24 protein-coding genes and 1 riboswitch are annotated in these 24,112 nt (G+C 61.3%); of the genes, 17 read left to right on the forward strand and 7 right to left on the reverse strand.

The window, feature by feature from the left end; genetic code table 11:
* Positions 1-6 precede the first annotated feature (6 nt).
* Positions 7-609 (reverse strand): cysteine hydrolase family protein, encoded by a 603-nt coding sequence (locus RV1423_RS09725; RefSeq protein ID WP_034295862.1) that lies wholly within the window; start codon positions 607-609, stop codon positions 7-9.
* A gap of 87 nt (positions 610-696) precedes the next feature.
* Between RV1423_RS09725 and RV1423_RS09730 the strand changes: the two genes are divergently transcribed.
* The 4 genes from RV1423_RS09730 to ybeY all read left to right on the forward strand — a co-directional run bounded on the left by RV1423_RS09730 (position 697) and on the right by ybeY (position 4,808).
* Positions 697-1,602, forward strand: a complete 906-nt coding sequence (locus tag RV1423_RS09730; protein ID WP_034295865.1) for a LysR family transcriptional regulator — start codon at positions 697-699, stop codon at positions 1,600-1,602.
* Between the two features lie 289 nt (positions 1,603-1,891).
* On the forward strand, positions 1,892-3,265 hold the full coding sequence (gene miaB / locus RV1423_RS09735; protein WP_051516591.1) for a tRNA (N6-isopentenyl adenosine(37)-C2)-methylthiotransferase MiaB: 1,374 nt from the start codon (positions 1,892-1,894) through the stop codon (positions 3,263-3,265).
* A 9-nt stretch (positions 3,266-3,274) separates the two neighbouring features.
* Positions 3,275-4,360 (forward strand): PhoH family protein, encoded by a 1,086-nt coding sequence (locus RV1423_RS09740; protein WP_034295867.1) that lies wholly within the window; start codon positions 3,275-3,277, stop codon positions 4,358-4,360.
* Positions 4,347-4,808 (forward strand): rRNA maturation RNase YbeY, encoded by a 462-nt coding sequence (gene ybeY, locus RV1423_RS09745; RefSeq protein ID WP_034295869.1) that lies wholly within the window; start codon positions 4,347-4,349, stop codon positions 4,806-4,808. Before RV1423_RS09740 ends, ybeY begins: the two co-directional genes overlap by 14 nt.
* Positions 4,809-4,861: 53 nt before the next feature.
* Here ybeY and RV1423_RS30935 read toward each other — a convergent pair whose 3' ends face one another.
* On the reverse strand, positions 4,862-5,035 hold the full coding sequence (locus RV1423_RS30935; protein WP_034295871.1) for a zf-HC2 domain-containing protein: 174 nt from the start codon (positions 5,033-5,035) through the stop codon (positions 4,862-4,864).
* Between the two features lie 103 nt (positions 5,036-5,138).
* On the opposite strand from RV1423_RS30935, the gene RV1423_RS09755 reads away from it, so the two are divergent.
* From RV1423_RS09755 to gloA, 12 genes are all read left to right on the forward strand, one after another.
* The gene (locus RV1423_RS09755; protein WP_034295874.1) at positions 5,139-5,366 is read left to right on the forward strand and encodes a helix-turn-helix domain-containing protein; all 228 of its coding nucleotides are present in this window, start codon (positions 5,139-5,141) and stop codon (positions 5,364-5,366) included.
* Between the two features lie 107 nt (positions 5,367-5,473).
* Positions 5,474-6,085 carry a cytochrome b/b6 domain-containing protein gene (locus RV1423_RS09760; protein ID WP_034295876.1) on the forward strand — a complete coding sequence of 204 codons (612 nt, stop codon included), beginning with the start codon at positions 5,474-5,476 and terminating at the stop codon, positions 6,083-6,085.
* A gap of 10 nt (positions 6,086-6,095) precedes the next feature.
* Positions 6,096-6,881, forward strand: coding sequence for a molybdopterin-dependent oxidoreductase (locus tag RV1423_RS09765; protein ID WP_081768764.1), 786 nt, complete (start codon positions 6,096-6,098; stop codon positions 6,879-6,881).
* 65 nt (positions 6,882-6,946) lie between these two features.
* The gene (locus RV1423_RS09770) at positions 6,947-7,183 is read left to right on the forward strand and encodes a pentapeptide MXKDX repeat protein (protein ID WP_034295879.1); all 237 of its coding nucleotides are present in this window, start codon (positions 6,947-6,949) and stop codon (positions 7,181-7,183) included.
* A 199-nt stretch (positions 7,184-7,382) separates the two neighbouring features.
* A complete protein-coding gene (locus tag RV1423_RS09775; RefSeq protein ID WP_034295881.1) occupies positions 7,383-8,270 on the forward strand; it encodes an HlyC/CorC family transporter in 888 nt (295 codons plus the stop codon).
* Between the two features lie 9 nt (positions 8,271-8,279).
* Positions 8,280-9,887, forward strand: coding sequence for an apolipoprotein N-acyltransferase (gene lnt, locus RV1423_RS09780; RefSeq protein ID WP_373419954.1), 1,608 nt, complete (start codon positions 8,280-8,282; stop codon positions 9,885-9,887).
* Between the two features lie 125 nt (positions 9,888-10,012).
* Complete coding sequence (gene glyQ / locus RV1423_RS09785; protein ID WP_034295885.1) at positions 10,013-10,924, forward strand: glycine--tRNA ligase subunit alpha; 912 nt, start codon at positions 10,013-10,015, stop codon at positions 10,922-10,924.
* Between the two features lie 88 nt (positions 10,925-11,012).
* Positions 11,013-13,124, forward strand: coding sequence for a glycine--tRNA ligase subunit beta (gene glyS, locus RV1423_RS09790; protein ID WP_034295887.1), 2,112 nt, complete (start codon positions 11,013-11,015; stop codon positions 13,122-13,124).
* A 5-nt stretch (positions 13,125-13,129) separates the two neighbouring features.
* Complete coding sequence (gmhB, locus tag RV1423_RS09795) at positions 13,130-13,717, forward strand: D-glycero-beta-D-manno-heptose 1,7-bisphosphate 7-phosphatase (RefSeq protein WP_373419955.1); 588 nt, start codon at positions 13,130-13,132, stop codon at positions 13,715-13,717.
* A 41-nt stretch (positions 13,718-13,758) separates the two neighbouring features.
* Positions 13,759-14,511 (forward strand): 1-acyl-sn-glycerol-3-phosphate acyltransferase, encoded by a 753-nt coding sequence (locus RV1423_RS09800; RefSeq protein ID WP_231502145.1) that lies wholly within the window; start codon positions 13,759-13,761, stop codon positions 14,509-14,511.
* A gap of 19 nt (positions 14,512-14,530) precedes the next feature.
* Positions 14,531-15,448, forward strand: a complete 918-nt coding sequence (locus RV1423_RS09805; protein ID WP_034295889.1) for a M48 family metallopeptidase — start codon at positions 14,531-14,533, stop codon at positions 15,446-15,448.
* Between the two features lie 345 nt (positions 15,449-15,793).
* A complete protein-coding gene (gene gloA / locus RV1423_RS09810; RefSeq protein ID WP_034295891.1) occupies positions 15,794-16,198 on the forward strand; it encodes a lactoylglutathione lyase in 405 nt (134 codons plus the stop codon).
* 57 nt (positions 16,199-16,255) lie between these two features.
* Here the strand turns inward: gloA and RV1423_RS09815 are convergent, their stop codons facing one another.
* Positions 16,256-16,831, reverse strand: a complete 576-nt coding sequence (locus RV1423_RS09815) for a TMEM165/GDT1 family protein (protein ID WP_034295892.1) — start codon at positions 16,829-16,831, stop codon at positions 16,256-16,258.
* A gap of 4 nt (positions 16,832-16,835) precedes the next feature.
* A riboswitch (yybP-ykoY riboswitch) is annotated at positions 16,836-17,011 on the reverse strand.
* Positions 17,012-17,239: 228 nt separating this feature from the next.
* On the opposite strand from RV1423_RS09815, the gene RV1423_RS09820 reads away from it, so the two are divergent.
* A complete protein-coding gene (locus tag RV1423_RS09820; protein WP_034295894.1) occupies positions 17,240-18,874 on the forward strand; it encodes a glucan biosynthesis protein in 1,635 nt (544 codons plus the stop codon).
* 37 nt (positions 18,875-18,911) lie between these two features.
* Here the strand turns inward: RV1423_RS09820 and RV1423_RS09825 are convergent, their stop codons facing one another.
* From RV1423_RS09825 to RV1423_RS09840, 4 genes are all read right to left on the reverse strand, one after another.
* The gene (locus tag RV1423_RS09825) at positions 18,912-19,823 is read right to left on the reverse strand and encodes a LysR family transcriptional regulator (protein ID WP_051516592.1); all 912 of its coding nucleotides are present in this window, start codon (positions 19,821-19,823) and stop codon (positions 18,912-18,914) included.
* A gap of 126 nt (positions 19,824-19,949) precedes the next feature.
* Complete coding sequence (locus tag RV1423_RS09830; RefSeq protein WP_197034912.1) at positions 19,950-20,996, reverse strand: porin; 1,047 nt, start codon at positions 20,994-20,996, stop codon at positions 19,950-19,952.
* Between the two features lie 70 nt (positions 20,997-21,066).
* Positions 21,067-22,518 carry an NADP-dependent succinate-semialdehyde dehydrogenase gene (gene gabD, locus RV1423_RS09835; RefSeq protein ID WP_034295899.1) on the reverse strand — a complete coding sequence of 484 codons (1,452 nt, stop codon included), beginning with the start codon at positions 22,516-22,518 and terminating at the stop codon, positions 21,067-21,069.
* Between the two features lie 157 nt (positions 22,519-22,675).
* A complete protein-coding gene (locus tag RV1423_RS09840) occupies positions 22,676-24,067 on the reverse strand; it encodes an MFS transporter (RefSeq protein ID WP_034295900.1) in 1,392 nt (463 codons plus the stop codon).
* Positions 24,068-24,112: the final 45 nt, after the last annotated feature.

The following is a 24,112-nucleotide window of genomic DNA, read 5'->3' on the forward strand; positions in this document are numbered from 1 at the left end:
CCAGCGTCAAGCCAAGGCCGCTGCGCCCGGCACCACGGTCGCAAACCGATCCGCCAGTGCCGCCAGCACAGCGCGTTGTACATCCGCCGCCGGCACCACGCCGTTGCCCAACGCGTCCGGCAAATCGCGCGTCGCGCAGGCTGCCGCCACGACCGTCGACACGTAGCCATGATCCAGCGCCGAGCGCGTGGTGGCGCTGATGCACATGTGGGTGGCGAAGCCGGCGATGATCAATTCCTTCTTGCCAGCCTTTTTCAGTTCGGCGTCGAGCGTTGTTCCCGCGAAGGAGTTCGGCAAGGTCTTGACGATCGTGAGTTCGCCGTCTTGCGGTTGCAGGCCGTCGATGATGTCGACGAACTCGCGTTGCGGGTCGAACAGCGCCGCACCCGGCTTGGCGTGATGGACGATATGGAACACCGGGGCGCCGGCGGCGCGCGCCTGCCGGAGCAAGTGCGCGATCTCGGCGACGGCGGCGTCGATGCCTACCAACGGCACGCCGCCGGTGGTGTATTCGGTCTGGTGGTCGATCAGGATCAGCGCGGCGTCCTGCCACGTTGGGGTGCGCGGTGCGGCGCCGGCGATTTGCAGCAGCGTTTTCGGGGTCGACATGGTTTTTTCCTTGTGAAGGTTGGGCGATTGATGTCATGGTAGTTGGTTAAAATACGCACATCAATTGTCAAAATTAGCCATCCATCCATGAATAAATTAACAGATCCATCGATCCCTGCCGTGCAACCGCGCGATGCCGATTGGGAAGGCTTGCGCACCTTTGCCGCCTTTGTCGAGTCGGGCAGTTTTTCCGGGGCGGCGCGCGTGCTGGGCGTGACGCACGCCACGGTCAGCCGGCGTTTGCAACTGCTGGAACATACCTTGCAAGGTCCGCTGTTTACGCGGCGTGGGGACGATACCGAATTGACGCGACTGGGCGATACGGTGCTGGGCGCGGCGCGCGAGATGCAAGCGCAGACCGCGCAACTGGCGCGGCGGCTGGCCGGCGAGGATATCCGCATGGAGGGCAAGCTGCGCATCGCCTGTACCGACGCGATGGGGACCATGTTCCTGGCGCCGCGCCTGCCGGCGCTGCTGGAGCAATGGCCCAGGCTGGATATCGAATTCAGCATGAGCCACCGGACCGTCAGCCTGGCGCGCCGCGACGCCGACCTGGCGATCCGTTTCGCCAGGCCGCAGGACGGTGAGCTGATCGCTCGAAAGCTGGGTACGCTGCGCTATTTTCTGTGCGGCAGCGAGGAGCGCGTGGCGGACTGGCGCGCCGCGCCGGCGTCGGCGCCCTTCATCGGTTATGACGACGACGTCCCAGATATCCCCGAAACGCTGTGGCTGGCCGACCGCGCCGGCGGCAATCCGGTGCGTTTTCGCAGCACCAGCCTGGTGGCGCAGTGCATGGCGGCGCGCGCGGGCGTGGGACTGGCCTTGCTGCCGCAGTATCTGCTCGCGCCGGAACTGGCGCTGGCCGAGGCGGCGCCGCAACTGCAGCGCGAGGCATGGGTGGTGTATCACCGCGACCTGAAGGCCCTGCCGCGCCTGCGCGCCGTGCTGGATTGGCTGGAGATGTGCTTCGCCGCTGAATTGCGGCCGGAATAGTTGCCGACAAGGCATCTTTTCTGCGCCGTTGCCCGCCGCTACCCGCTGTTGCCGGAATGGCCGGATCCGCGTCCGCCCGCGGCTCCCGGCGGCATCCGGTGCTATAATCGCGAACCTTGGAAATACCGACCGCAGTCCATCCGGCGCATGCCGAATTGATGTCGAATCCGGCGATGACGCGCCGCTGTTGCGGCTGCTGCCGAGCGGGCGGTTTCGACTTCGTTTTCCCTTGCCGGCGCTACACGCCACCCATGCGCCATCGCTGCGTCCTCAAGTTTGAATGACATTTATGCAGAAAAAAGTATTCATCAAAACCTTCGGCTGCCAGATGAACGAGTACGACTCGGACAAGATGGCGGACGTGCTGAACGCCTCCGACGGGCTGGTCAAGACCGACCGGCCGGAAGAGGCCGACGTGATCCTGCTCAACACCTGTTCGGTGCGCGAGAAGGCGCAGGAGAAGGTGTTTTCCGACCTGGGCCGCCTGCGCGAGCTGAAGAAGAACAATCCCGATCTGTTGATCGGCGTCGGCGGCTGCGTCGCGTCGCAGGAAGGCGAAGCCATCGTCAAGCGCGCGCCTTACGTCGACATTGTGTTCGGCCCGCAAACCCTGCACCGCCTGCCGCAGATGATCAGCGAGCGCCGTTTCAGCGGCCGTCCGCAGGTCGACATCAGTTTCCCTGAAATCGAAAAGTTCGATCACATGCCGCCGGCCCGCGTCGAAGGCGCGACCGCTTTCGTGTCGATCATGGAAGGCTGCAGCAAGTATTGCAGCTATTGCGTGGTGCCGTATACGCGCGGCGAGGAAGTGTCGCGCCGCTTCGACGATGTGCTGACCGAAGTGGCCGGATTGGCCGCGCAAGGCGTCAAGGAAATCACGCTGCTGGGCCAGAACGTCAATGCCTTCCGCGGCGAGATGGCCGATGGCGAGATCGCCGATTTCGCGCTGCTGATCGAATACGTCGCGGACATCCCAGGCATCGAGCGCATCCGTTTCGTCACCAGCCACCCGAAAGAATTCACGCAGCGCCTGATCGACACCTATGCCAAGGTGCCGAAGCTGGTCGATCATCTGTACCTGCCGGCGCAGCATGGTTCGGACCGCATCCTGGCGGCCATGAAGCGCGGCTATACGGCGCTGGAATACAAATCGGTGCTGCGCCGCCTGCGCGAAGTGCGCCCCAACATCGCCATCTCGAGCGATTTCATCGTCGGCTTCCCGGGTGAGACGGAAGAAGATTTCAACGCGCTGATGAAGCTGATCACCGACATCGGCTACGACACCAGCTTCAGCTTCGTGTTCAGCCCGCGTCCGGGCACGCCGGCGGCCAACCTGGCCGACGATACGCCCTATGAGGTCAAGCTCAGGCGTCTGCAGCATCTGCAGGCGGTGGTGCAGGACAACGCCAACAAGATCAGCCAGGGCATGGTCGGCACGATCCAGCGCATCCTGGTGGAAGGTCCGTCCAAGAAAGATCCGAACGAACTGCAAGGCCGTACCGAGAACAACCGCGTGGTCAACTTCGATGGCGGCCCGCACGGCGCGCGCCTGATCGGGCAGTTGGTCGATGTGTCGATTTCGCAGGCGTTCCCGTTTTCGCTGCGCGGCGAGATCGCGGTCGCGCAAGCATCCGAATCCGCTGTTTCATCTACCTACCGATAACGAGCCAGATTGAAAAAATCACCCAGCCAGCCTCACTACTTCATCCCGGAACCGCTCGACAACAAGCGCCTGGCGCATCTGTGCGGGCCGCTGGATGAGAACCTGCGGCAAATCTCGTCCGCCCTCGACGTGACGATCTTCCGTCGCGGCGAGAAGTTCATCGCCAGCGGCGGCAACGCCGAACGCGCGGTGGACATCCTCGATCGTTTCTACTCCCTGGCCGACAAACCGGTGTCGGTGGAAGACATCCAACTGGCGCTGGTCGAACAGCGCGCCACCGCGACCATCGACGCCGAGCTGAACCAGGCGGAAGTGGCAATCGACAATAAAGACAAGACCGAAATCGAAAGCCCGATACTGAAAACGCGCAAGCACGACCTGCGCGGCCGCACGCCGCACCAGAGCCAGTACCTGCACGCCATCCTCGAACACGACATCACCTTCGGCGTCGGCCCGGCCGGCACCGGCAAGACCTATCTGGCGGTGGCCTGCGCCGTCGATGCGCTGGAACGCGACGCCGTGCAGCGCATCGTGCTGACGCGCCCGGCGGTGGAAGCCGGCGAGCGCCTGGGATTTTTGCCGGGCGACCTGGCGCAGAAGGTCGATCCTTACCTGCGTCCGTTGTACGACGCGCTGTACGACCTGCTCGGTTTCGATCGCACGCAGAAGCTGTTCGAGAAGCAGGCAATCGAAATCGCGCCGCTGGCCTATATGCGCGGGCGCACGCTGAACCATGCTTTCATCATCCTGGATGAAGCGCAGAACACCACGCCGGAACAGATGAAGATGTTCCTGACGCGCATCGGTTTCGGCAGCAAGGCGGTGGTCACCGGCGACGTCACCCAGATCGACTTGCACCATGGCCAGAAGAGCGGCCTGATCGATGCGCTTACCGTGCTGCCTGACGTGCGGGGCATTGCGTTCTCGCGCTTCACCAGCAGCGACGTGGTGCGTCATCCGCTGGTGGCGCGCATCGTCGACGCCTATGAAGCCGTCTCGCCCGCCGGCAATTCGCACGTCACTTCCAGCAACGCCGTCAAACGCCTCAGCCAGGGCGTGACCCAGTCCGCCAAGCCGCGCCATGCAAAAAAATAAGCTGACCCTCTCCGTCCAGTACGCCGATCCGCGCCTGAAGGAAAGCGTGCCGCGCACGCTGATCCGGCGCTGGATCCAGGCCGCGCTGTTCGCGCCGGCGGAACTGACGATCCGCTTCGTCGACGCCGAAGAGGGCCGGACGCTGAACCGCGATTACCGCGAAAAGGATTACGCCACCAACGTGCTGACGTTTGCCTATAACGAAGAAGGCAAAGACAGCGAAGCGACGCAGGCCGACATCATCCTGTGCACCGACGTGCTGGAAAAGGAAGCAAAAGAACAAAAGAAGCCGCTGTCCGAGCACGCGGCGCATCTGATCGTGCATGGCGTGTTGCATGCGCAAGGCTACGATCATGAGGACGAAGAAGAAGCCGTCGAGATGGAAGCGCTGGAAACGGAAATTCTGGCTGGACTGGGCTTCGGCGATCCTTACGCGGACCGCCGCTAAAGCGGCGGCGCCGCCATCGGATCCGGCATGCGCCGCAGAACGCCCTGCGGACGCTATTCGCCGTCGCGATAACGTTTCACCGCCGTACGCAGAAAGCCGAGCTGGCGGTTAAAGCGCGTGCAATGGTCGCAAATGCTCAAATGCCAGCGCAATGCCAGCCTCCTCACAAATGACAACTTGCGGTCTTGGGCGTCGCACAAGACGCGATGTGCTTCCTTGCAATTCATGAAATTCGCTCCCGTTGCGGAATTGTAGACGAGTCTCCGGCGTCTTTATGATTTGTCGGTTCCGGACGCGATTTCTTACAATTTGCTGAATTCAGGTTTATCAATGACCAGCCATCAGGACACTCCCACCGCCCGCACACGCCTCGCCCGGAACTTACGCCGGTGGCGACTGGCCCGGGGCCTCTCGCAGGATGAGTTGTCGGCCGGCGCCGATCTGTCCCAGACCTTTTTGTCGCAGATTGAAAACGGCAGCCGGAACGTGTCGCTCGACAACATTGAAAAACTGGCGAATGTCTTGCAGATCGATGTGACTGCGCTGCTTGCTCCTTAGCGCATCGTCATCGCCGTTTTTTATTTTTTCAATATCCCTGTAAGAAATCCTGTCCCCGCCCGACCAAGCAGCATGAATCAACATTTTCATGCCTTGAGGAGACGAACTTGAACACCGCCGCCCCCGCCATTCCGACAGCGACGATCCATCCGCTGTGGCTGCGCATCACGCATTGGATCAATGCCCTGTCGGTCGTCATCATGATCCTGAGCGGCTGGCGCATATATAACGCGTCGCCGATTTTCCCTTTTTCCTTTCCCCGGGAGTGGACGCTGGGCGGCTGGCTGGGCGGCGCGCTGCAATGGCATTTCGCCGCGATGTGGCTGCTGGCGCTCAATGGCCTGGCGTATCTCGCGCTGAATCTGCTGACCGGACGCGCGCGGCGCAAATTCTTCCCGCTGCGACCGAAGGAAGTGGCGCGGGACATGCTGCTGGCGCTCAAAGGCAGGTTGCAACATGCCTCCCTGGCCGACTACAACGCCGTGCAAAAGCTGGCCTACCTGTCCGTCATTGCCGATCTGGCGCTGATCGTGCTGTCCGGCCTGGCGATCTGGAAATCGGTGCAACTGCCCTTCCTGCGGGAGGTGATGGGCGGTTACGACAACGCGCGCGTCGTGCATTTTTTCGCCATGAGTTTTCTGGTGCTGTTCATTGCCGTGCATGTCGCGATGGTGGCGATGGTGCCGCGCACCTTGCTGGCCATGCTGCGCGGACGTTGAGGAGCCTGCCATGATCAAGAAACCCAACCGGCTTCCGGCCTCGCTCGACAGCGAACTGATCGTCAAGGACGCCCGTCGCGCGCTGGAACTGTCCATGCCGTCGCGCCGCCTGTTCGGCAAGCGCGCGCTGACGCTGGGCGGCCTGGCGCTGCTGACCGGCTGCGACATCACCGACAACGCCTCGGTCAATCGCATGCTGACCAGGATCTCGCGCATGAATGACGGCGTGCAGGGATGGCTGTTCGACCCGGACAAGCTGGCGCCAACTTATCCGGCATCGATGATCACCCGGCCTTTTCCGTTCAACGCCTTTTATGGCGAAGATGAGATCACCGAGGTCGACGGCGACGCGTATCGCCTTGAACTCAAGGGACTGATCGACAACAGGCGGCCGTGGACATTGCCCGCGCTGCGCCGCCTGCCGCAAGTCGAACAGATCACGCGCCATATCTGCGTCGAGGGTTGGAGCGCCATCGGACGCTGGGGCGGCGTGCCCTTCGCCGGCTTTCTCCGACATGTCGGCGCGGATCTGAGCGCGAAGTACATCGCCTTCCGCTGCGCCGACGACTACTACACCAGCATCGATATGCCCACGGCGCTGCATCCGCAGACGCAACTGACGCTGACTTACGACGGCGACATCCTGCCGCCGAAGTACGGCTTCCCGATGAAGCTGCGCATGCCGACCAAGCTGGGCTACAAGAATCCGAAGCACATCGTTTCGATCGAAGTAACCAACACTTACCCCGGCGGTTACTGGGAAGACCAGGGGTACAACTGGTTCGGCGGCGCTTAGCGGATTGCTAAGGGTTCCGCCGGTTCATGGCGCTTTGCCAATTTTTTAATTTCTAGGAGATCCACATGAAAAAAGCACTCTCTACCCTGTTCGCCTGTCTGATGATGGCTGCCGTTTCGGGCGCCTATGCCGCCGATACGATGGCAAAGGACGATATGTCCAAGGATTCCATGTCCAAGGACAGCATGCACAAGGACGGCACGAAAAAGAAACACGTGAAGAAAGATTCCATGAACAAGGATTCCATGGCCAATGACGGCATGGCCAAAGATGGCATGGGCAAGGATGAAATGAAGAAGTAATCTTCGTTTCTTTCGACATGTCCGCGGCATGCGCATGCCGCGGACATGTCTGTCCATCGGGAAACTGTTGCAATTTACGACACACGGGTCGGCGCATTTGCCATGCGTACAGGCATGAAATCGGGTTTTAGCTGATTTGTCATATATTTGTTGTATCCTATGCCCGTCGAAACAACGTCGGACCCACGGCTCACGCCATATGCAAGATCACTCTAGTGGCGTCAAATCTCTTGACGCTAAACCCCACCGTTCTCTGTTTGAACGTCTCACCGCTCTCATCTCCCCCGAACCCGAAAACCGAGCCGAGTTGCTCGAAGTCCTGCACGACGCCCACGAACGCAACCTGATTGACGCCGATGCGCTGTCGATGATCGAAGGCGTGTTCCAGGTGTCCGACCTGGCCGTACGCGACATCATGGTGCCGCGTTCGCAAATGGATACCATCGATATCAGCAAGCCGATCGAAACCTGGATGCCCGAGGTGCTGTCGACCTCACATTCGCGTTTTCCGGCGGTGGAAGGCGAGCGCGACAAGGTGGTCGGCGTGCTGCTGGCGAAAGATCTGCTGCGCTACTACGCCGAAGAATCGTTCGATGTGCGCGACATGCTGCGCCCGGCGGTGTTCATCCCCGAATCGAAACGCCTCAACGTGCTGCTGCGCGACTTCCGCGCCAATCGCAACCATATGGCCATCGTGGTCGACGAATACGGCGGCGTGGCCGGCCTGATCACGATTGAAGACGTGCTCGAACAGATCGTCGGCGACATCGAAGACGAATACGATTTCGACGAGGAAGAAGACAACATCCTCGCCATCAAGGACGGCGCCAACGGCCCGCGCTGGCGCATCAAGGGGCTGACCGAAGTGGCCCAGTTCAACGAAACGCTGGAAACCGATTTTTCCGACGAAGACGCCGACACCATCGGCGGCCTGGTCGCCAACCATCTCGGCCGCGTGCCGCGCAAGGGCGACGAGTTCGACATCGCCGGCATGCACTTCGAAGTGCTGCGTGCAGACGCCCGCCAGGCGCACGTGCTGCTGGTGGAAAAGCTGCCGGAGACGTCGGCGGCCGGGGAAGAACAATAGTCTTCCCGCGTGAACCGTCCCTCTCCCTTCGCCACTGAAAACTCGACGACGATTGCGGCCGATGCGGCCGCATTGCCGACGTCGACCGCCTCGCGCTGGACGCCGCTGTTTGCTGTACTGGCAGGCGTCGCCAACGTGCTGGCGTTTGCGCCTTTCAATATCTGGCCGATCCAGATCCTGACGCTGGCGTGGCTGTTCCGCCAGGTGGCGCGCGGCGATTCGCTCAAACGCAATGCCTTGACCGGCTGGCTGTACGGCTTCGGCTGGGCGGCTTGCGGCGTGCACTGGCTGTATATCAGCATGCACGACTACGGCGGCATGGCGGCATGGATGGCGGCGCTGGCCGTCGGTTTGCTGGCGGCTTACCTCGGCATCTATGCGGCGCTGAGCACCGGCATCGCCAGTTGGCTCAGGCGGCGCCGGCCGATGTCGCCAACCGTCTTGCTGCTGCTGGTGCTGCCGGCACTGTGGGCGCTGACGGAATGGGCGCGCGGCTGGATTTTTACCGGTTTTCCGTGGCTGACCTCGGGCTATGCCCATAGCGTCGGTCCGTTCGCGGGCTATGCGCCGCTGGTCGGCGTCTACGGCATCGCCTGGATTGCCGCCGCCGTCGCCGGCGCGCTGGCGATGCTGAGTCTGCGCACCGGACCGCGCGCATTGCCGGCAGTGCTGGCCGTGGCGCTGGCAGGGGCCGGCGTGGCGCTGCATGCGATCGACTGGACGCATGCAGCCGGGCGGCCGATCACGGTGCGTTTGCTGCAGGGAAATATCCCGCAGGAGATGAAGTTTTCCAATGACGCGCTGCTGTCGTCATTGATGATGTACGACGAGATGATCCGCAGCGCTCCGACCGATCTGATCGCCACGCCGGAAACCGCAGTGCCGCTGCTGCCGCAACAATTGCCGCCGGATTACCTGGCGCGCCTGATCCGCTTCGTGCAGACTTCGGGCAGCCATCTGGCGCTGGGCATCCCGCTGTCCGACGGTCCCGGCCTGTACGCCAACAGCGTGATCGGGTTTTCGCCCGATCCGGCCACCGCCAGGACGCCGTATCGCTATGACAAACACCATCTGGTGCCGTTCGGAGAATTCATCCCGTTCGGTTTCCACTGGTTCGTCGACATGATGAGCATCCCGCTGGGCGACATGACGCGCGGCAAGCCTTTGCAGATGCCGTTCGAGGTCCGGCAGCAATGGATCATGCCGAATATCTGCTATGAGGATCTGTTCGGCGAAGAGATCGCGGCCCAGCTCGGCGGCGCTTATTACGCCGGCCAGCCGCAAGCCAGCATCCTGCTGAACCTGTCGAACATCGCCTGGTTCGGCAACTCCATCGCCCTGCCGCAACACTTGCAGATTTCGCAGATGCGCACGCTGGAAACCGGCCGCCCGATGCTGCGCTCCACCAATACCGGCGCAACGGCGGTGATCGGCCCCAAAGGCCAGTTGGAGTCGGAATTGCAGCCCTACACGCGCAATATGCTGAGCGCATCGGTGCAGGGCTACCAGGGCCAGACACCCTATATCCTGCTCGGCAACAAGCTGATGCTGGCGCTGACCGCGGCCGCATTGGCGGCGGCATGGCTGTTGTCGCGCCGCAAGGGCGCCAAAGAATGAACTTCTGCCGGTTTCCGGCGATTTTCCTTTCCGTTTCCCCTGAATGGGCCGCATAAGCCCCGCAAAAACCGCTAAAATTCAGGGTTTTAGCAATTCCTTGCCCACATTTCCGGCAACACAAAAAGATGCTCACATTTCAACAGATCATTCTCAAGCTGCAAGAATATTGGGATGCGCAAGGTTGCGCATTGCTCCAGCCTTACGACATGGAAGTCGGCGCAGGCACCTCGCATACCGCCACCTTCCTGCGCGCGATCGGCCCGGAGCCCTGGCGCGCCGCCTACGTGCAGCCGTCGCGCCGGCCCAAGGACGGCCGCTATGGCGAAAACCCGAATCGCATGCAGCACTACTACCAATATCAGGTGGTGCTGAAGCCGGCGCCTGAAAATATCCTCGATCTGTACCTCGGTTCGCTCGAAGCGCTGGGCCTGGATCTCCGGCAAAACGACGTGCGCTTTGTCGAAGACGACTGGGAAAACCCGACGCTGGGCGCCTGGGGCCTGGGCTGGGAAGTCTGGCTCAACGGCATGGAAGTGACGCAATTCACTTACTTCCAGCAAGTCGGCGGCCTCGACTGCAAGCCGGTGCTCGGCGAAATCACCTACGGCATCGAACGCCTGGCGATGTACCTGCAAGGCGTGGAAAACGTCTATGACCTGGTCTGGACCGAATGGGTCGAGAACGGCGTCAAGAAGAAGCTGACCTATGGCGATGTGTTCCATCAGAACGAAGTCGAGCAATCGACCTTCAACTTCGAGTATTCGAATACCGACTTCCTGTTCTCGCTGTTCGGCAATTACGAAGCGGAAGCCAAGCGCCTGTTGGAAGTGCCGCTGGCGCTGCCGGCCTACGAAATGATCCTGAAGGCGGCGCACACCTTCAACCTGCTGGACGCGCGCGGCGCGATTTCGGTGACCGAACGGGCCGCCTACATCGGCCGCATCCGCAACCTGTCGCGCGCGGTGGCGCAGGCGTATTTCGACTCGCGCGAGCGCCTCGGCTTCCCGATGCTGGGTGATGTACGCCAGGTTGCCTGAAGCCGGCCGCTCCCGGTAGCAAGTAGTATTGAATGGTTCGCGCGACGCCGGCAGCCGGCGCTGCGCCAGACAAGCTAGAAAACAGAAAATGACTCAGACACTTTTAGTAGAACTCCTGACCGAAGAATTGCCGCCGAAGGTGCTCGCCAAGCTCGGCGATGCATTCGCCAACGGTATTTTCAACGGCCTGAAATCGCGCGACTTCCTCGACGAGGGCGCGACCGCCACCGCTTACGCCACGCCGCGCCGCCTGGCGGTCTCGATCAGCAAGGTGCGCGCCACCTCGCTGGACAAGGCGATCCGCGAAAAAGTCCTGCCGGTCGCCGTCGCGCTTGATGCCGAAGGCCGTCCATCGGCACCGCTGGTGAAGAAGCTGGCCGCGCTCGCCGCACAAACCGGTGTGCCGGTCATCACGCCCGATCAGTTGGAGCGCGCGCAGGACGGCAAGGCCGAAAGTTACTTCTACAACTACACTGCCAAGGGAACGGCGCTGCCGACCGGTTTGCAGGCCGCACTGGAAGAAGCCGTCGCCAAGCTGCCGATTCCGAAGGTGATGAGTTATCAACGCCAGCACGGCCGCGCCGCCGGCGACACCGTGCATTTCGTGCGCCCGGCGCATCGCCTGATCGCGCTGCACGGCAAGGACGTCGTGCCGCTCAACATCCTCGGCCTGGACGCCGACAAGATCACCCAGGGCCATCGTTTCCTGTCGCAAGGCGCGATCTCCATCGATTCGCCTGAAACTTATGTCGAAACCCTGATCAGCAAGGGCAAGGTCATCCCCGGTTTCAACGAGCGCAAGGAAAAGATCCGTCTCGACCTGCTCGGCAAGGCCGGCGGCGACAAGGTGCTGATGCCTGAAGCGCTGCTCGACGAAGTCACTGCGCTGGTGGAGTGGCCGGTGGTCTATGAATGCAAGTTCGACGATCAGTTCCTCGCGGTGCCGCAGGAATGCCTGATCCTGACCATGCAGACCAACCAGAAATATTTTGCGCTGACCGACGCCAACGGCAAGCTGCGCTCGCGTTTCCTGATCGTCTCGAACCTGGAGACGGCCGATCCGCGGCACATCATCCAGGGCAACGAGCGCGTGGTGCGTCCGCGCCTGTCGGACGCCAAGTTTTTCTTCGAGCAGGACAAAAAGAAATCGCTGGCCGAGCGTGTCCCGCTGCTGGCCAATGTGGTGTACCACAACAAGCTCGGCAACCAGTTGCAGCGCACCGAACGCGTCAAGGCGCTGGCCGGCGCCATCGCCAAACTGCTGGGCAACGATGTCGCGCTGGCCGAGCGCGGCGCGCTGCTGGCCAAAACCGACTTGCTGACCGACATGGTCGGCGAATTCCCGGAACTGCAAGGCATCATGGGAACGTATTACGCGCGCCATGACGGCGAGCCGGATGAGGTCGCGCTGGCCGCGTCCGAGCATTACCAGCCGCGCTTTGCCGGCGACGCCTTGCCGGTCTCGGCAACCGGCACCGCCGTGGCGCTGGCCGACAAGCTCGAAACATTGGTCGGCATCTGGGGCATCGGCCTGCAGCCGACCGGCGACAAGGATCCGTTCGCACTGCGCCGCCATGCATTGGGCGTGCTGCGCATGCTGGTGGAAAAGCGCTTGCCGCTGGCTATCCCGGTGTTGCTGAAGGAAGCCGCCGCACTGTTCGCCGGCAACAGCAACTTCAAGGATCCGGGCGCCGACGTCAGCGCCTTCCTTTACGACCGCCTGCGCGGCCTGCTGCGCGAACGCAACTATGCGCAGAACGAGGTCGAAGCCGTGGTCGCCCAACAGCCTGAAGTGCTGGACAACATCATCGAACGCCTCGATGCGGTGCAAGCCTTTGCCGCCCTGCCGGAAGCCGATGCGCTGGCCGCCGCCAACAAGCGCATCACCAACATCCTGAAGAAGATCGAGGGTAACGTGACCGGCCCGGTGCAGAACGGCCTGCTGCGCGAAACCGCCGAACAGGCGCTGTATTCGGCCATGCTGCTGCTGAAGCCGCAGGTGGATGCGGCGTATGCGCAGGGCAATTTCAGCGGCGCCTTGAAGGCGCTGGCGCAGTTGCGGCAGAACGTCGACGGCTTCTTCAACGATGTCATGGTCAATGCCGAAGACGAGCAGTTGCGCAACAACCGCCAGGCATTGCTGGCCGAACTGCATCAGATGCTCAACCAGGTCGCGGACATTTCCAAGTTGGCCGCATAACATTTATCGATGCTCAAGGGACGGGCAAGAAGAAAATGAAACTGATCATTCTGGACCGCGATGGCGTGATCAATCACGACTCGGAAGCGTTCATCAAGTCGCCGGCGGAGTGGATCCCGATCAAGGGTTCGCTGGAAGCGATCGCCCGCCTCAACCAGGCCGGTTATCGCGTGGTCGTCGCCACCAACCAGTCGGGCGTCGGCCGCGGCCTGTTCGACATGATGATGCTCAACGCCATCCATCAGAAGATGCACAACGCCGCGCAACAAGTCGGCGCCGACATCGATGCGGTATTCTTCTGCCCGCACGCCGCCGACGACAATTGCGATTGCCGCAAACCCAAGCCCGGCATGTTCAACGAAATCTCCCGGCGTTTCGGCATCAGCCTGCGCGGCGGCGTCATCACCGTGGGCGACTCGCTGCGCGACCTGCAAGCCGGCTTTGTCGCCGGTTGCGCGCCTTATCTGGTGCTGACCGGCAAAGGCGAAAAGACGCTTGAAAAAGGCGGCTTGCCGCCCGGCACGCTGGTTTATCCCGATCTCGCCGGCGTGGTCGATTTCATTTTAAAAGCACCGGTCGAAGTATCGGTCTGAAGTTGTCTGAGGTTCACAGATCTCATAAGGGAGACTGCATTTTGCGTATCAACCTGTTTTTGCGTTCCGCCCTGTTTGCGCTTTTCATGGCGGTCGTCACGATCGTCTGGTCGATGGCCTGCATCCTGTTCGCTCCGTTTCCTTACGCCACGCGCTATTACCTGACCTCGCGCTGGAATGTCGCCGTGCTGTGGGCTGCGCGCGTCATCTGCGGCATCCGCTATGAGGTGCGCGGCATGGAGAACCTCCCGGATGCGCCGGTGGTCCTGCTGTCCAAGCATCAGTCGGCATGGGAAACGATTTTCTACGTGATCGGCATGCCGCGGCCGCTGGTGTTCGTGTTCAAGAAAGAACTGATCTACATCCCCTTCTTCGGCTGGGGCATCGGTCTGCTGCGCATGATTCCTATCGACCGCAGCAAAGGCCGCGATGCTTTCGCCCAAGTGGTCGAACATGGCCGCAAACGCCTGGCCGACGGCCAGTGGGTGATCATGTTCCCGGAAGGCACGCGCATGCCGGTCGGCAAAGCCGGCAAATATAAATACGGCGGTCCGCGCCTGGCGGTGGAAACCAACACGCTGGTGGTGCCGATCGCAGTGAATTCCGGAGAGTGCTGGCCCAAAGGTTCGTTCATCAAAACCCCGGGTCTCATTACCGTGTCCATCGGCAAGCCGATCTCGCCGGAAGGCCTGGATGCGGCACAATTAAGCCAACGCGTCGAAAATTGGATAGAATCCGAGATGCGCGTAATTTCTCCGGCGGTTTACGCCGCCGCTGACAAGACAAAGAACTGACACCATCGGCCCCAACACATTGAAACTGCTTCGTCACTCTCAGCCAGATCCCAACCAGCTTACGCTGCAACTGGATTTCTTCACCCCGACGCCGCCAGAGACGACGCAGGACAACCCACCGCCCTCGCTTTTGCAGGAACAGCCACCGGCGCCGGAATTGACGCAACAGACGCCGTTTCCGCCGATGTCGCCGCCTATCGGCCGTCCCGCCGACGGCAAACGCCGCATCCAGCTCGAGGAGCATCATCTCGACTACTCCCTGCTGCGCTCCAAGCGCCGCTCCATCGGTTTCCTGATCAGCGATGAAGGCCTGCGCATCACCGCGCCGAAATGGGTCACGCTGGGCGAAATCGAAAACGCCATCCGCGAAAAGCAGCGCTGGATTTTCACCAAGCTCAATGAACGCCGCGAACGCTCGGCGCGTCGCCTGCAGCCGCAGATGCAATGGTGCGACGGTGCGACGCTGCCCTACCTAGGCCAGGACATCACGCTGCGCATCCGCGCCCGTCAGGCCGCCGGCATCGCCTACGATGAAGCATCGCTGGAATTGACCGTGGGCTTGCCCGCCGATGCCGGCGAGCAGCAATTGAAGGATCGCGTGCAAGGCTGGCTGCAGGCCCGCGCCAAGGAAACCTTCGCGGCGCGCCTGCCGGTGTATGCCGAAAAACTGGGCGTGACCTATCAGTCGTTTGCGCTGTCGTCGGCCACCACGCAATGGGGTTCATGCACCGCCGACGGCCGCATCCGCCTGAACTGGCGCCTGATGCATTTTGCGTTGCCGCTGATCGACTATGTCATCGCGCACGAGTTGTCCCACCTGCGCGAAATGAACCACAGTCCGCGCTTCTGGGCGACGGTGCAATCGATCTTCCCGGAGTTCGAAACCGCCAAACGGGCGTTGCGCGAGAGCGCGCCCGAGACTCTGCCGATTTTCTGATCCCGCTGTATTTCATCCTGCCGGATGTGCCGGGTGCTGCGTCGTCCGGCAGGATGAAATCACTTCAGTCTTTTCTTTCAATGAGTTCGATCTTGCAACCCCATGCCCCCGCAAATATCGCGAATGCGGGCATGGTTTAGCGTTGAAAAACCAAAGGCTTGGCTGTTTTATTGTTGTCCATATTTGTTCCGCACGAATGGACAGGAATGGACAGGTTTGTTGCTTCGCGAAGCTCGGTGACAGGATGATAAGAAGACGTCAATCGCGATCAGGTGACGCTCTCGTAAATGTAAGATAATGTGCGTCGAGCAACAATAGCCATAGGCCATAGGAAGGAGTAGCCAGATGAGAATGTTACATACGATGCTGCGCGTCGGAAATTTGGATCGTTCAATTGATTTTTATACGAACGTCTTGGGCATGACGTTGCTGCGGAAGAATGATTATCCCGACGGAAAATTTACGCTTGCCTTCGTCGGCTACGGCCAAGAAAGTGATCATACCGTTTTAGAGTTGACGCATAACTGGGATACCGAGTCCTACGACCTGGGTACCGGGTATGGCCATATCGCTATTGAAGTAGACGATGCTTATGCCGCTTGCGATGCCGTTAAAAAGAAAGGCGGCACAGTTACCCGAGAAGCAGGACCAATGAAGCACGGCAAGACCGTCATCGCATTTGTGACGGATCCGGATGGATACAAAATAGAGTTCATTCAAAAGAAAGAACGACACGATTCTGCAGATTGAAGAAAAGCGCAGGCCGTTTTTATTGTGCGTCCTGCGCGCATTTCACCTCAGCAGACCTCAATAACCCAGCGATTTTCCCGCGCCCAGCAAGGTCGCCACGCCCAGGATCGCGAAGATCAACGCAGCGATGCCATGTACGATACGCACGGGAATCCGGTTGGCGATGCGGTCGCCCAACAGTACGGCGGGCACGTTGGCTATCATCATGCCCAACGTCGTGCCCGCCACCACGGGCAGGAAAGCATGGTATTGCGCGGCCAGCGCAACTGTCGCCACCTGCGTCTTGTCGCCCATCTCCGCGAGGAAGAAAGCGATCACGGTCGTGCCGAATACGCCGAAGCGGCCGAACTTCGCTTCGCTCTCGTCGAACTTGTCGGGAATCAGCGTCCAGATCGCCATGCCGATGAAGGACAGGCCCAGCACCCAACGCATGGTTCCGGGAGAAACCAGCGACGTAATCCATGCGCCCAACGCACCCGCAAAAGCATGATTGGCGATGGTCGACACCAGGACGCCAAGAATGATGGGCACCGGCTTGCGGAATTTTGCAGCGAGAATGAAAGCGAGGAGTTGTGTCTTGTCGCCGATTTCGGCAAGAGCAACGATACCTGTGGAAATGAGAAATGCATCCAATTGGGGTCTCCATGGCCGGACAAAAAACAATGACCACGCCTCTCCCCGGCCATTCCGGAGGCAACGTGGTCAAAGGTCTTGTCAAGCTTTAGGACCGCTTGCACCATGGTCTGTGGACCAAGTATGTTGATGCAAACCCCTCCTCAGGGCGGAAGGCGACTACTCCCCAATGACCGGCGCATTTTACTCAATTAATTTCGATCAGTCCACAGAAAACACAAGAGAAGCAGGAACCAAGCCGCGCAATGAGACTCTTTATAAAGCCGGTGCTTTCCATGCCTTTTCCAGGCAATGCCATCGGTTGCGGGCATTTCCGTCTTGCCGCACATCCTCGCAAACGCAGACCGCGATGCTTCTGCTCCACCCGCGCCATTCCGGCCGAATTGACAGTCCGACATCTCATTGCCTATGATCAATCGACGCACCTTCCTGAGTTCCGCCTCCGCGACCGCCGCCACTGCCGTTTTCGCCGCACTGGGCATTCCTCCCGAAGCGCTCGCCGCCAATCGCATCAAGCTGGGCAACGCCGCGCCGTTCTCGTTCGACACGCTGATCGCGCAAGCGCGCGCTGCGGCGCAGAAGCCCTACAAGGCGCAGATCAAACCGCCTCTCGATGTCCTTGAGAAAATCGACTACGAAGCCCTCGGCAAGATCAAAGCCAATACCGACCACGCATTGTTCGCCGACGGTCCCGGACAATTCCCCGCGACCTTCTTCCCTCTCGGCCGCTTCTTCCCGGCGCCGGTGCACATGTACGCGCTGGAAGGCACTAGCGGCAACGCCAGGGCGCGCGAAATCCTCTACGACGAAAGTTATTTCGACATGCCGCCCGACAGCCCCGCCCGCAAGCTGCCGCGCGGCAGCGGTTTTGCCGGATTCCGCTTCCAGGAAAGCCGCTTCGGCGACCAGGCCAGACTCGACTGGCGCAAGAACGACTGGGTCGCCTTCCTCGGCGCGTCGTATTTCCGCGCCATCGGCGACCTCTACCAATACGGTTTGTCGGCGCGCGGCATCGCCATCGATGTGGCGCAGCCGGGCAAGGCGGAAGAATTCCCCGACTTCACGCACTTCTATTTCGAAGCGCCGGCCGGCAAGAGCGACAGCGTCGTGGTGTACGCCATGCTGGACGGCCCGAGCATCGCCGGCGCCTACAAGTTCACCATGCGGCGCGATCCGGACGGTGTGGCGGGCGTGCTCATGGAAGTCGAGTGTGCGCTGTTCCTGCGCCGGGATATCGGCCGCCTCGGCATTGCGCCGGCCACCTCCATGATGTGGTTTTCCGAAGCCGTCAAAGGCGTCGGCGCCGACTGGCGTCCCGAAGTGCATGACTCCGACGGCCTGGCGATGTGGCGCGGCAACGGCGAACACATCTGGCGTCCGCTCAACAACCCGGCGCGCATCACCGCCTCGGCATTCAGCGACGACAATCCGCGCGGCTTCGGCCTGCTGCAGCGCGACCGCAATTTCGACCACTACCAGGACGGCGTGCATTACGAGCGGCGCCCGAGCCTGTGGGTCGAACCGCTGGACGGCTGGGGCGAAGGTTCGGTGCAACTGATCGAAATTCCGACCGACGACGAAATCCACGACAACATCGTCGCCATGTGGGTACCGAAAGCCAAGGCCGCGGCAGGCGACAGCTATCGCCTGCGCTACCACCTGCACTGGCTGAAGGATGAACCGTTCCAGACGCCGCTGGCGCGCTGCATCGCGACGCGCCTGGGCAATGGCGGCGTGCCCGGCCAGCCGCGTCCGCAAAACGTGCGCAAGTTCATGGTTGAGTTCAAAGGCGCACCGCTGGAGAAACTGGCGATGGGCGAATTGCCGGAAGCCGTGCTGTCGACATCGCGCGGCAAGTTTTCTTACGTCTTCACCGAAGCGGTGCCCGACGGCGTCGCCGGCCACTGGCGCGCGCAATTCGACCTCGCCGTCGATGGCGACGATCCGGTCGACCTGCGGCTGTACCTGCGCTACAAGGACGAAACGCTGTCGGAGACCTGGTTGTACCAATATCAGCCGTTCAAGACGCGCGGCATTTACTAGAACTCATTTCGTCAATAGGCGTGAGCTGCGTTCCAGATCACGCGGCGGAATGTTTCCAGCGCTCCTCGTCGACCAGTTCGAGGAAGCGCATCAGAGGCAAGGCGTCGGCCGATTTGCGGTAAGCGATGTTGAGGGGCACGCGCAAGTTGCCGGTGGAATCGAGCAGCTTGTAGGTGACCGCGGCATTCTGGAACTGCGCCATCGATTTCGGCATCACGGAAATGCCGAGCCCGGTCGCCACCAAGTGCAACGCGCTCATCAGACGCGAGGGCTGCCCCACTACCCTGGGTGAAAAACCGGCATGGCTGCACGCATCCAGGACGATGTTGGCGATGCCTGATCCATTGATCTGCCGATACAGGATGAAGGGTTCGTCGCGCAAATCGAGCAGCGTCAGCGTTTCGCGCTTGTCTGCCGTCAGCGGATGGTCGGACGGCAGTGCCACCACCATTTGTTCTTCCTGGAAGCATTTGCTGGCCAGCGTCGGATAGCGCGTCACCTCCGACCGGATGAATGCAATGTCCAGATGTTCCTGCTCCAGTTCGCACAACAAATCGTGCGTGGCGCCTTCATCGATTTCGACCACGATCAACGGGTAAGCGGCACGAAATGCGCGGATCAGGCTGGGCGTGGCGTCGTGCATCGACGACGAGCTGGTGAAGCCGATGCGCAGCCGGCCCTCTTCGCCGAGATCGAAACGCCTGACGCGTTCGATGGCCTGTTCGGACATTGCCAGAATCTTGCGCGCTTCGCTGAGGAAGAATTTTCCGGTCGCATTCAGACGCACCGTGCGCGCCGAGCGTGCGAACAGCTTGACGCCCAGTTCATCTTCGAGCGCCTGGATTTGCTGGCTCAGCGGCGGTTGCTGGATGCCGAGCCGGGACGCCGCGCGCGTCACATGCTCTTCTTCGGCAACGGCGACGAAATAACGCAAATGTCTCAATTCCATGATGTGCCTGATTCATATCGATTCATATCGGATAGAACAGCGTCCTGATCGACGCTGTCGCGATCTTAACACCGGCACCAGGGAAGCCTGCCGCCGCAAAACACTCGGCGGCATGGCGCGAGACGTTCAGAACAAATGCCGGATGCCGAACGCAATGGTGCCGGCGCCGCCCTTGCTGCTGAGCTTGTCCATCAGGTAGATGCTGTACAGGGAGGTGCGGCGCGACAAGGCATATTCGTAACCTGCGGCATAATCGTTGCGCGTCACATGAGGCTGCCCTTGCGTCACGATCCGGCTGTTGGCCCACGATGCCGATATCTTGCCGGCGGCGCCGACCGGGATCGACACGCCGAGCTGCCCTGTCTTGTCGCTGACGTTGGTGCCGGTGGTGTCGGTTTTGTAGAAGGTGCCGTAGAGCTTGACCACCTTGAGGTTGTACGTGGCGCCGCCCATCCAGGTAGTCTGCTGCGTCACGCCTGTCGGGAAACCCGGGCCGGTCTTGGCCGACTGGTTCAGCAGCACGGCAGTCAGCGGTCCGGAACGGTAGTTGGCGGAAAGACTGCGGTTGTTCTTGCCGTTGGTGTTCGGATCTTCGCCAAGCGACAACAAGGCCGTGCCCCGGAATCCACCCGCCTCCGGCGTGACGTACCGCACCGCGTTGTTCCATACGCTGTCGCCGACGACATCGCGGCCATAGGTCGGAATCCAGGTCTGCAGCATCAGCGGAGAAAGTTGCAGCGACGCGCCGAACGGATTGGTGGAGGCCGTCGCCTTGAGCAGCGGAATGGTATAGCGGCCGGTAGTGATTTCGCCGAGCGATCCCGACAAACCCACAAACGAATTCTTCGACATGAACGGATCGGTCGCATTGCGTCCGATGGCGCCGGTGTCCGGCTGGAAGAAGCTTTCCAGCACGAATAGCGCCTTGAACGAGCCGCCCAGATTTTCCTCGCCGCTGATGCCCCAGTAAGAGGTATAGGTGCCGCCGCCGTTGACCGAGGAAGTCGCGGCGTTCTGGTCGCTACGCTTGACCGAGCCCATATAGACGTCGACCAGTCCGTACAGCTTCACGCCGGGCTGGGTCTGCGCCATGACCGCGCATGGCGCCGCGCAGGCGCCGCAGATGAGAGCGTATTTCGCCAATACGCCAAGTTTCCTGTTTGTAGTTTTCATGTCCCGTTGTCTCTTTATAAGGTTTGATTTTGTTGTGGAATGCATGCCCGAAAAATGCCGCCGACTGCCGCTACCCGCCCATGCACAGATACTTGATGACCAGGTAGTCGTCGATGCCGTAGTGCGATCCCTCCCGCCCCAGGCCCGACTGCTTGACGCCGCCGAACGGCGCCACTTCATTGGAAATCAGGCCGGTGTTGATGCCGACCATGCCGCTTTCCAGTCCTTCCGCGACGCGCCATACGCGACCGATGTCGCGCGCGTAGAAGTAGCTGGCCAGGCCGAACTCGGTGGCATTGGCCATTGCCAGCACGTCTTCCTCTGTCTTGAAGCGGAACAAGGGCGCCAGCGGACCAAAGGTTTCTTCCGCCGCCACGCGCATCTCGGCGGTGGCATCGGCCAGCACGGTCGGCTCGAAGAAATTGCCGCCGTGCGCATGCCGCTTGCCGCCGGTGAGCACGCGCGCCCCCTTGGCGACGGCGTCGGCGATATGCGCTTCCACCTTGGCAACCGCCTTGTCGTCGATCAGCGGCCCTTGCGTCACGCCGTCCTCGCGGCCGTCGCCGACCTTGATCCGGCGCACGCGCGCCACCAGTTTTTCCGCAAAGGCTTCGTACACGCCCTCCTGCACGTACAAGCGATTGGCGCAGACGCACGTCTGCCCGCCGTTGCGATATTTGGAGATCATGGCGCCGTCCGCCGCCGCATCGAGGTCGGCGTCATCGAACACGATGAACGGCGCGTTGCCTCCAAGTTCGAGCGAAAGCTTCTTGATGGTTGGCGCGCATTGCTGCATCAGCAAACGTCCGACCTCCGTCGAGCCGGTGAAGCTCAGCTTGCGCACGACAGGATTGGACGTCAGCTCCGCGCCGATCTCGCGCGGCGAACCGGTGACGACATTGAACACGCCCGCCGGCACGCCTGCACGTTCGGCCAGCACAGCCAGGGCAAGCGCGGAGAACGGCGTCGCCTCGGCCGGTTTGAGCACCATGGTGCAGCCGGCCGCGAGTGCGGGCGCCGCCTTGCGCGTGATCATCGCCGCAGGGAAATTCCACGGCGTGATCGCGGCGCAAACGCCGATCGGCTCCTTGGTCACGACGATGCGCGACGAGGGTGACGGCGACGGAATGGTGTCGCCGTAACAGCGCTTGCCTTCTTCGGCGAACCAGTCGACGAACGACGCGGCGTAGGCAATTTCGCCCCTGGCTTCCGCCAGCGGCTTACCCTGTTCGCATGTCATGATGGCTGCCAGGTCATCGGCATGCTCCAGCATCAGGTCGCTCCATTTGCGCAGGATGGCGCCGCGTTCCTTCGCGGTCTTCTTGCGCCAGGCAGGCCAGGCCGCATTGGCCGCCGCGATAGCGCGACGCGTTTCCGCCTGTCCCATCAAGGGCACGGTGCCGATCTGCACGCCGCTGGCGGGATCGGTCACCGCCAGCGTCCCTGTCGCGTCGGCAGCGCACCAGCGGCCGCCGATATATGCCTGCCGGCGCAGCAGGTTGGGATCTTTCAAGTCCAACATTTGACGTTCCTTCCCACAAAACAACATACCAATAAGGTTGGTTAAATACGGATAATCGGCATCCGGCGGTTTCTCAGGCGAGAAACCGTGGACTCACATCGAGGCAATGAATAGTTGAATTACGGTGCAAGCGGCCGCATCGGCCAGATCGCTGTCGTCAGGATCGGTGCGATATGGGTACGGCGCTGCCGGTCGTCGCCACGGTGCTGTTGCGCTGGCCCGACTTGCGCGACAAACGACCGAGACTGAACACGCAAAAAGCCCCGAACAGCATCGGCAAGGCGCCGATGTAAAAGAGCGTGGTTATCGGCAGACCGCTATGCAGGCCCAGGCCGATCAGGTAAGGGCCGACGATCGCGCCGAGCCGTCCCACGCCATACGACCAGCCCGCGCCGGCGGCGCACAGGTCGGTCGGATAAAAATACACCGGCAGCGATGCCGCCGCTTTCTGCGTACTGCCCACGCAAAAGCCTGCCAACATGATGACCGCGAAGATCAATCCGACCGGCTGCTGCATGACCGGGCCGAGCGCGGCAATGAACAAGGTGCCGATGACGAACAGCAAACCCATTACACGGTACGGGCCGAAACGATCGATAAAAGGTCCGACGATCAGCACCGCGGCAATGCCGCTGGCGCTGAACAGCGTTCCGGTCGCAGTCGCGGCCGACACGCCGAATCCCTGGTCGATCAGGACGGTCGGCAACCAGCTTTGCAGGCAGAACGTCTCCAGCAGCGTGACGAAAAACACACCCCACATGGCCACGGTGCCCCATAAGCGCTTGTCGCGGAAAATGTCGGTCGAGGTGTACTTCACCGGCGTCGCCTTGCCATAAGTCACGGCCACGTTGTCGGCCAGGGATGTCCGAGCAGGATCGATGCGGCGCAGGATCGCTTCCACCTTCTTGCGCTTGTCCGGCCGCGCCAGCAAGAAACTGATTGATTCCGGCAGGTAACGCATCAGCAGCAAAAGCGCAAGAGCAGGAATGACGCCGCCGATGAACAGAATCGGACGCCAGCCGTAACGCACGAGCATCAGGCTGGCCAGCGAACCGCCGGCCACCGCGCCGAAAGCGAAACCGGTATTCATCAACACCATGATGGTGCCGCGATATTTGCGCGGCGCATATTCGCCGGTCAAGGCGATCGCGCCGGGAATCGCTCCGCCCAGTCCGACGCCGGTGATGAAACGATAGACCATCAGACTGGCGACGCTGTCGGCCAGCAAGGTCAGCATGGTGCAAATCGAAAACATCGCCGTGCACAGCAGCACAACCTTGGTCGGCCCGATCCGGTTAGGGAGCGGCGAGAGCAGGATCAGGCCCGCCAGCAAGCCGGCGAAACCCGAGGAAAACACCATGCCCAACGCGGCTTTGTTGATCGCCCACTCCTTGGTGATCGCTGGTGCGATGAAGCCGATGATCTGAGTGTTGAAACCGTCGGCGAACAGCACGACGGCGCACAGTACCGCCACGGTGATGCTGAAGGACGTCACCCCGCGCGCGTCGATCACATCCTGGACGATAAGCTTTTCTTGGAACCTGTTCATCAAGTCTCCTCCTGAAACACTTCACGTTGGCGATCGGCCTGGCCT

It is taken from the genome of Herbaspirillum sp. RV1423, from assembly GCF_000577615.1.
Taxonomy (GTDB): domain Bacteria; phylum Pseudomonadota; class Gammaproteobacteria; order Burkholderiales; family Burkholderiaceae_D; genus Herbaspirillum.

Bases quoted from the DNA above. Each gene is read 5' to 3' on its own strand.
- RV1423_RS09725 (WP_034295862.1), bottom strand. From the start codon at position 609: ATGTCGACCCCGAAAACGCTGCTGCAAATCGCCGGCGCCGCACCGCGC.
- RV1423_RS09730 (WP_034295865.1), top strand. From the start codon at position 697: ATGAATAAATTAACAGATCCATCGATCCCTGCCGTGCAACCGCGCGAT.
- miaB (WP_051516591.1), top strand. From the start codon at position 1,892: ATGCAGAAAAAAGTATTCATCAAAACCTTCGGCTGCCAGATGAACGAG.
- ybeY (WP_034295869.1), top strand. From the start codon at position 4,347: ATGCAAAAAAATAAGCTGACCCTCTCCGTCCAGTACGCCGATCCGCGC.
- RV1423_RS30935 (WP_034295871.1), bottom strand. From the start codon at position 5,035: ATGAATTGCAAGGAAGCACATCGCGTCTTGTGCGACGCCCAAGACCGC.
- RV1423_RS09755 (WP_034295874.1), top strand. From the start codon at position 5,139: ATGACCAGCCATCAGGACACTCCCACCGCCCGCACACGCCTCGCCCGG.
- RV1423_RS09765 (WP_081768764.1), top strand. From the start codon at position 6,096: ATGATCAAGAAACCCAACCGGCTTCCGGCCTCGCTCGACAGCGAACTG.
- RV1423_RS09770 (WP_034295879.1), top strand. From the start codon at position 6,947: ATGAAAAAAGCACTCTCTACCCTGTTCGCCTGTCTGATGATGGCTGCC.
- RV1423_RS09775 (WP_034295881.1), top strand. From the start codon at position 7,383: ATGCAAGATCACTCTAGTGGCGTCAAATCTCTTGACGCTAAACCCCAC.
- glyQ (WP_034295885.1), top strand. From the start codon at position 10,013: ATGCTCACATTTCAACAGATCATTCTCAAGCTGCAAGAATATTGGGAT.
- glyS (WP_034295887.1), top strand. From the start codon at position 11,013: ATGACTCAGACACTTTTAGTAGAACTCCTGACCGAAGAATTGCCGCCG.
- gloA (WP_034295891.1), top strand. From the start codon at position 15,794: ATGAGAATGTTACATACGATGCTGCGCGTCGGAAATTTGGATCGTTCA.
- RV1423_RS09820 (WP_034295894.1), top strand. From the start codon at position 17,240: ATGATCAATCGACGCACCTTCCTGAGTTCCGCCTCCGCGACCGCCGCC.
- RV1423_RS09825 (WP_051516592.1), bottom strand. From the start codon at position 19,823: ATGGAATTGAGACATTTGCGTTATTTCGTCGCCGTTGCCGAAGAAGAG.
- RV1423_RS09830 (WP_197034912.1), bottom strand. From the start codon at position 20,996: ATGAAAACTACAAACAGGAAACTTGGCGTATTGGCGAAATACGCTCTC.
- gabD (WP_034295899.1), bottom strand. From the start codon at position 22,518: ATGTTGGACTTGAAAGATCCCAACCTGCTGCGCCGGCAGGCATATATC.
- RV1423_RS09840 (WP_034295900.1), bottom strand. From the start codon at position 24,067: ATGAACAGGTTCCAAGAAAAGCTTATCGTCCAGGATGTGATCGACGCG.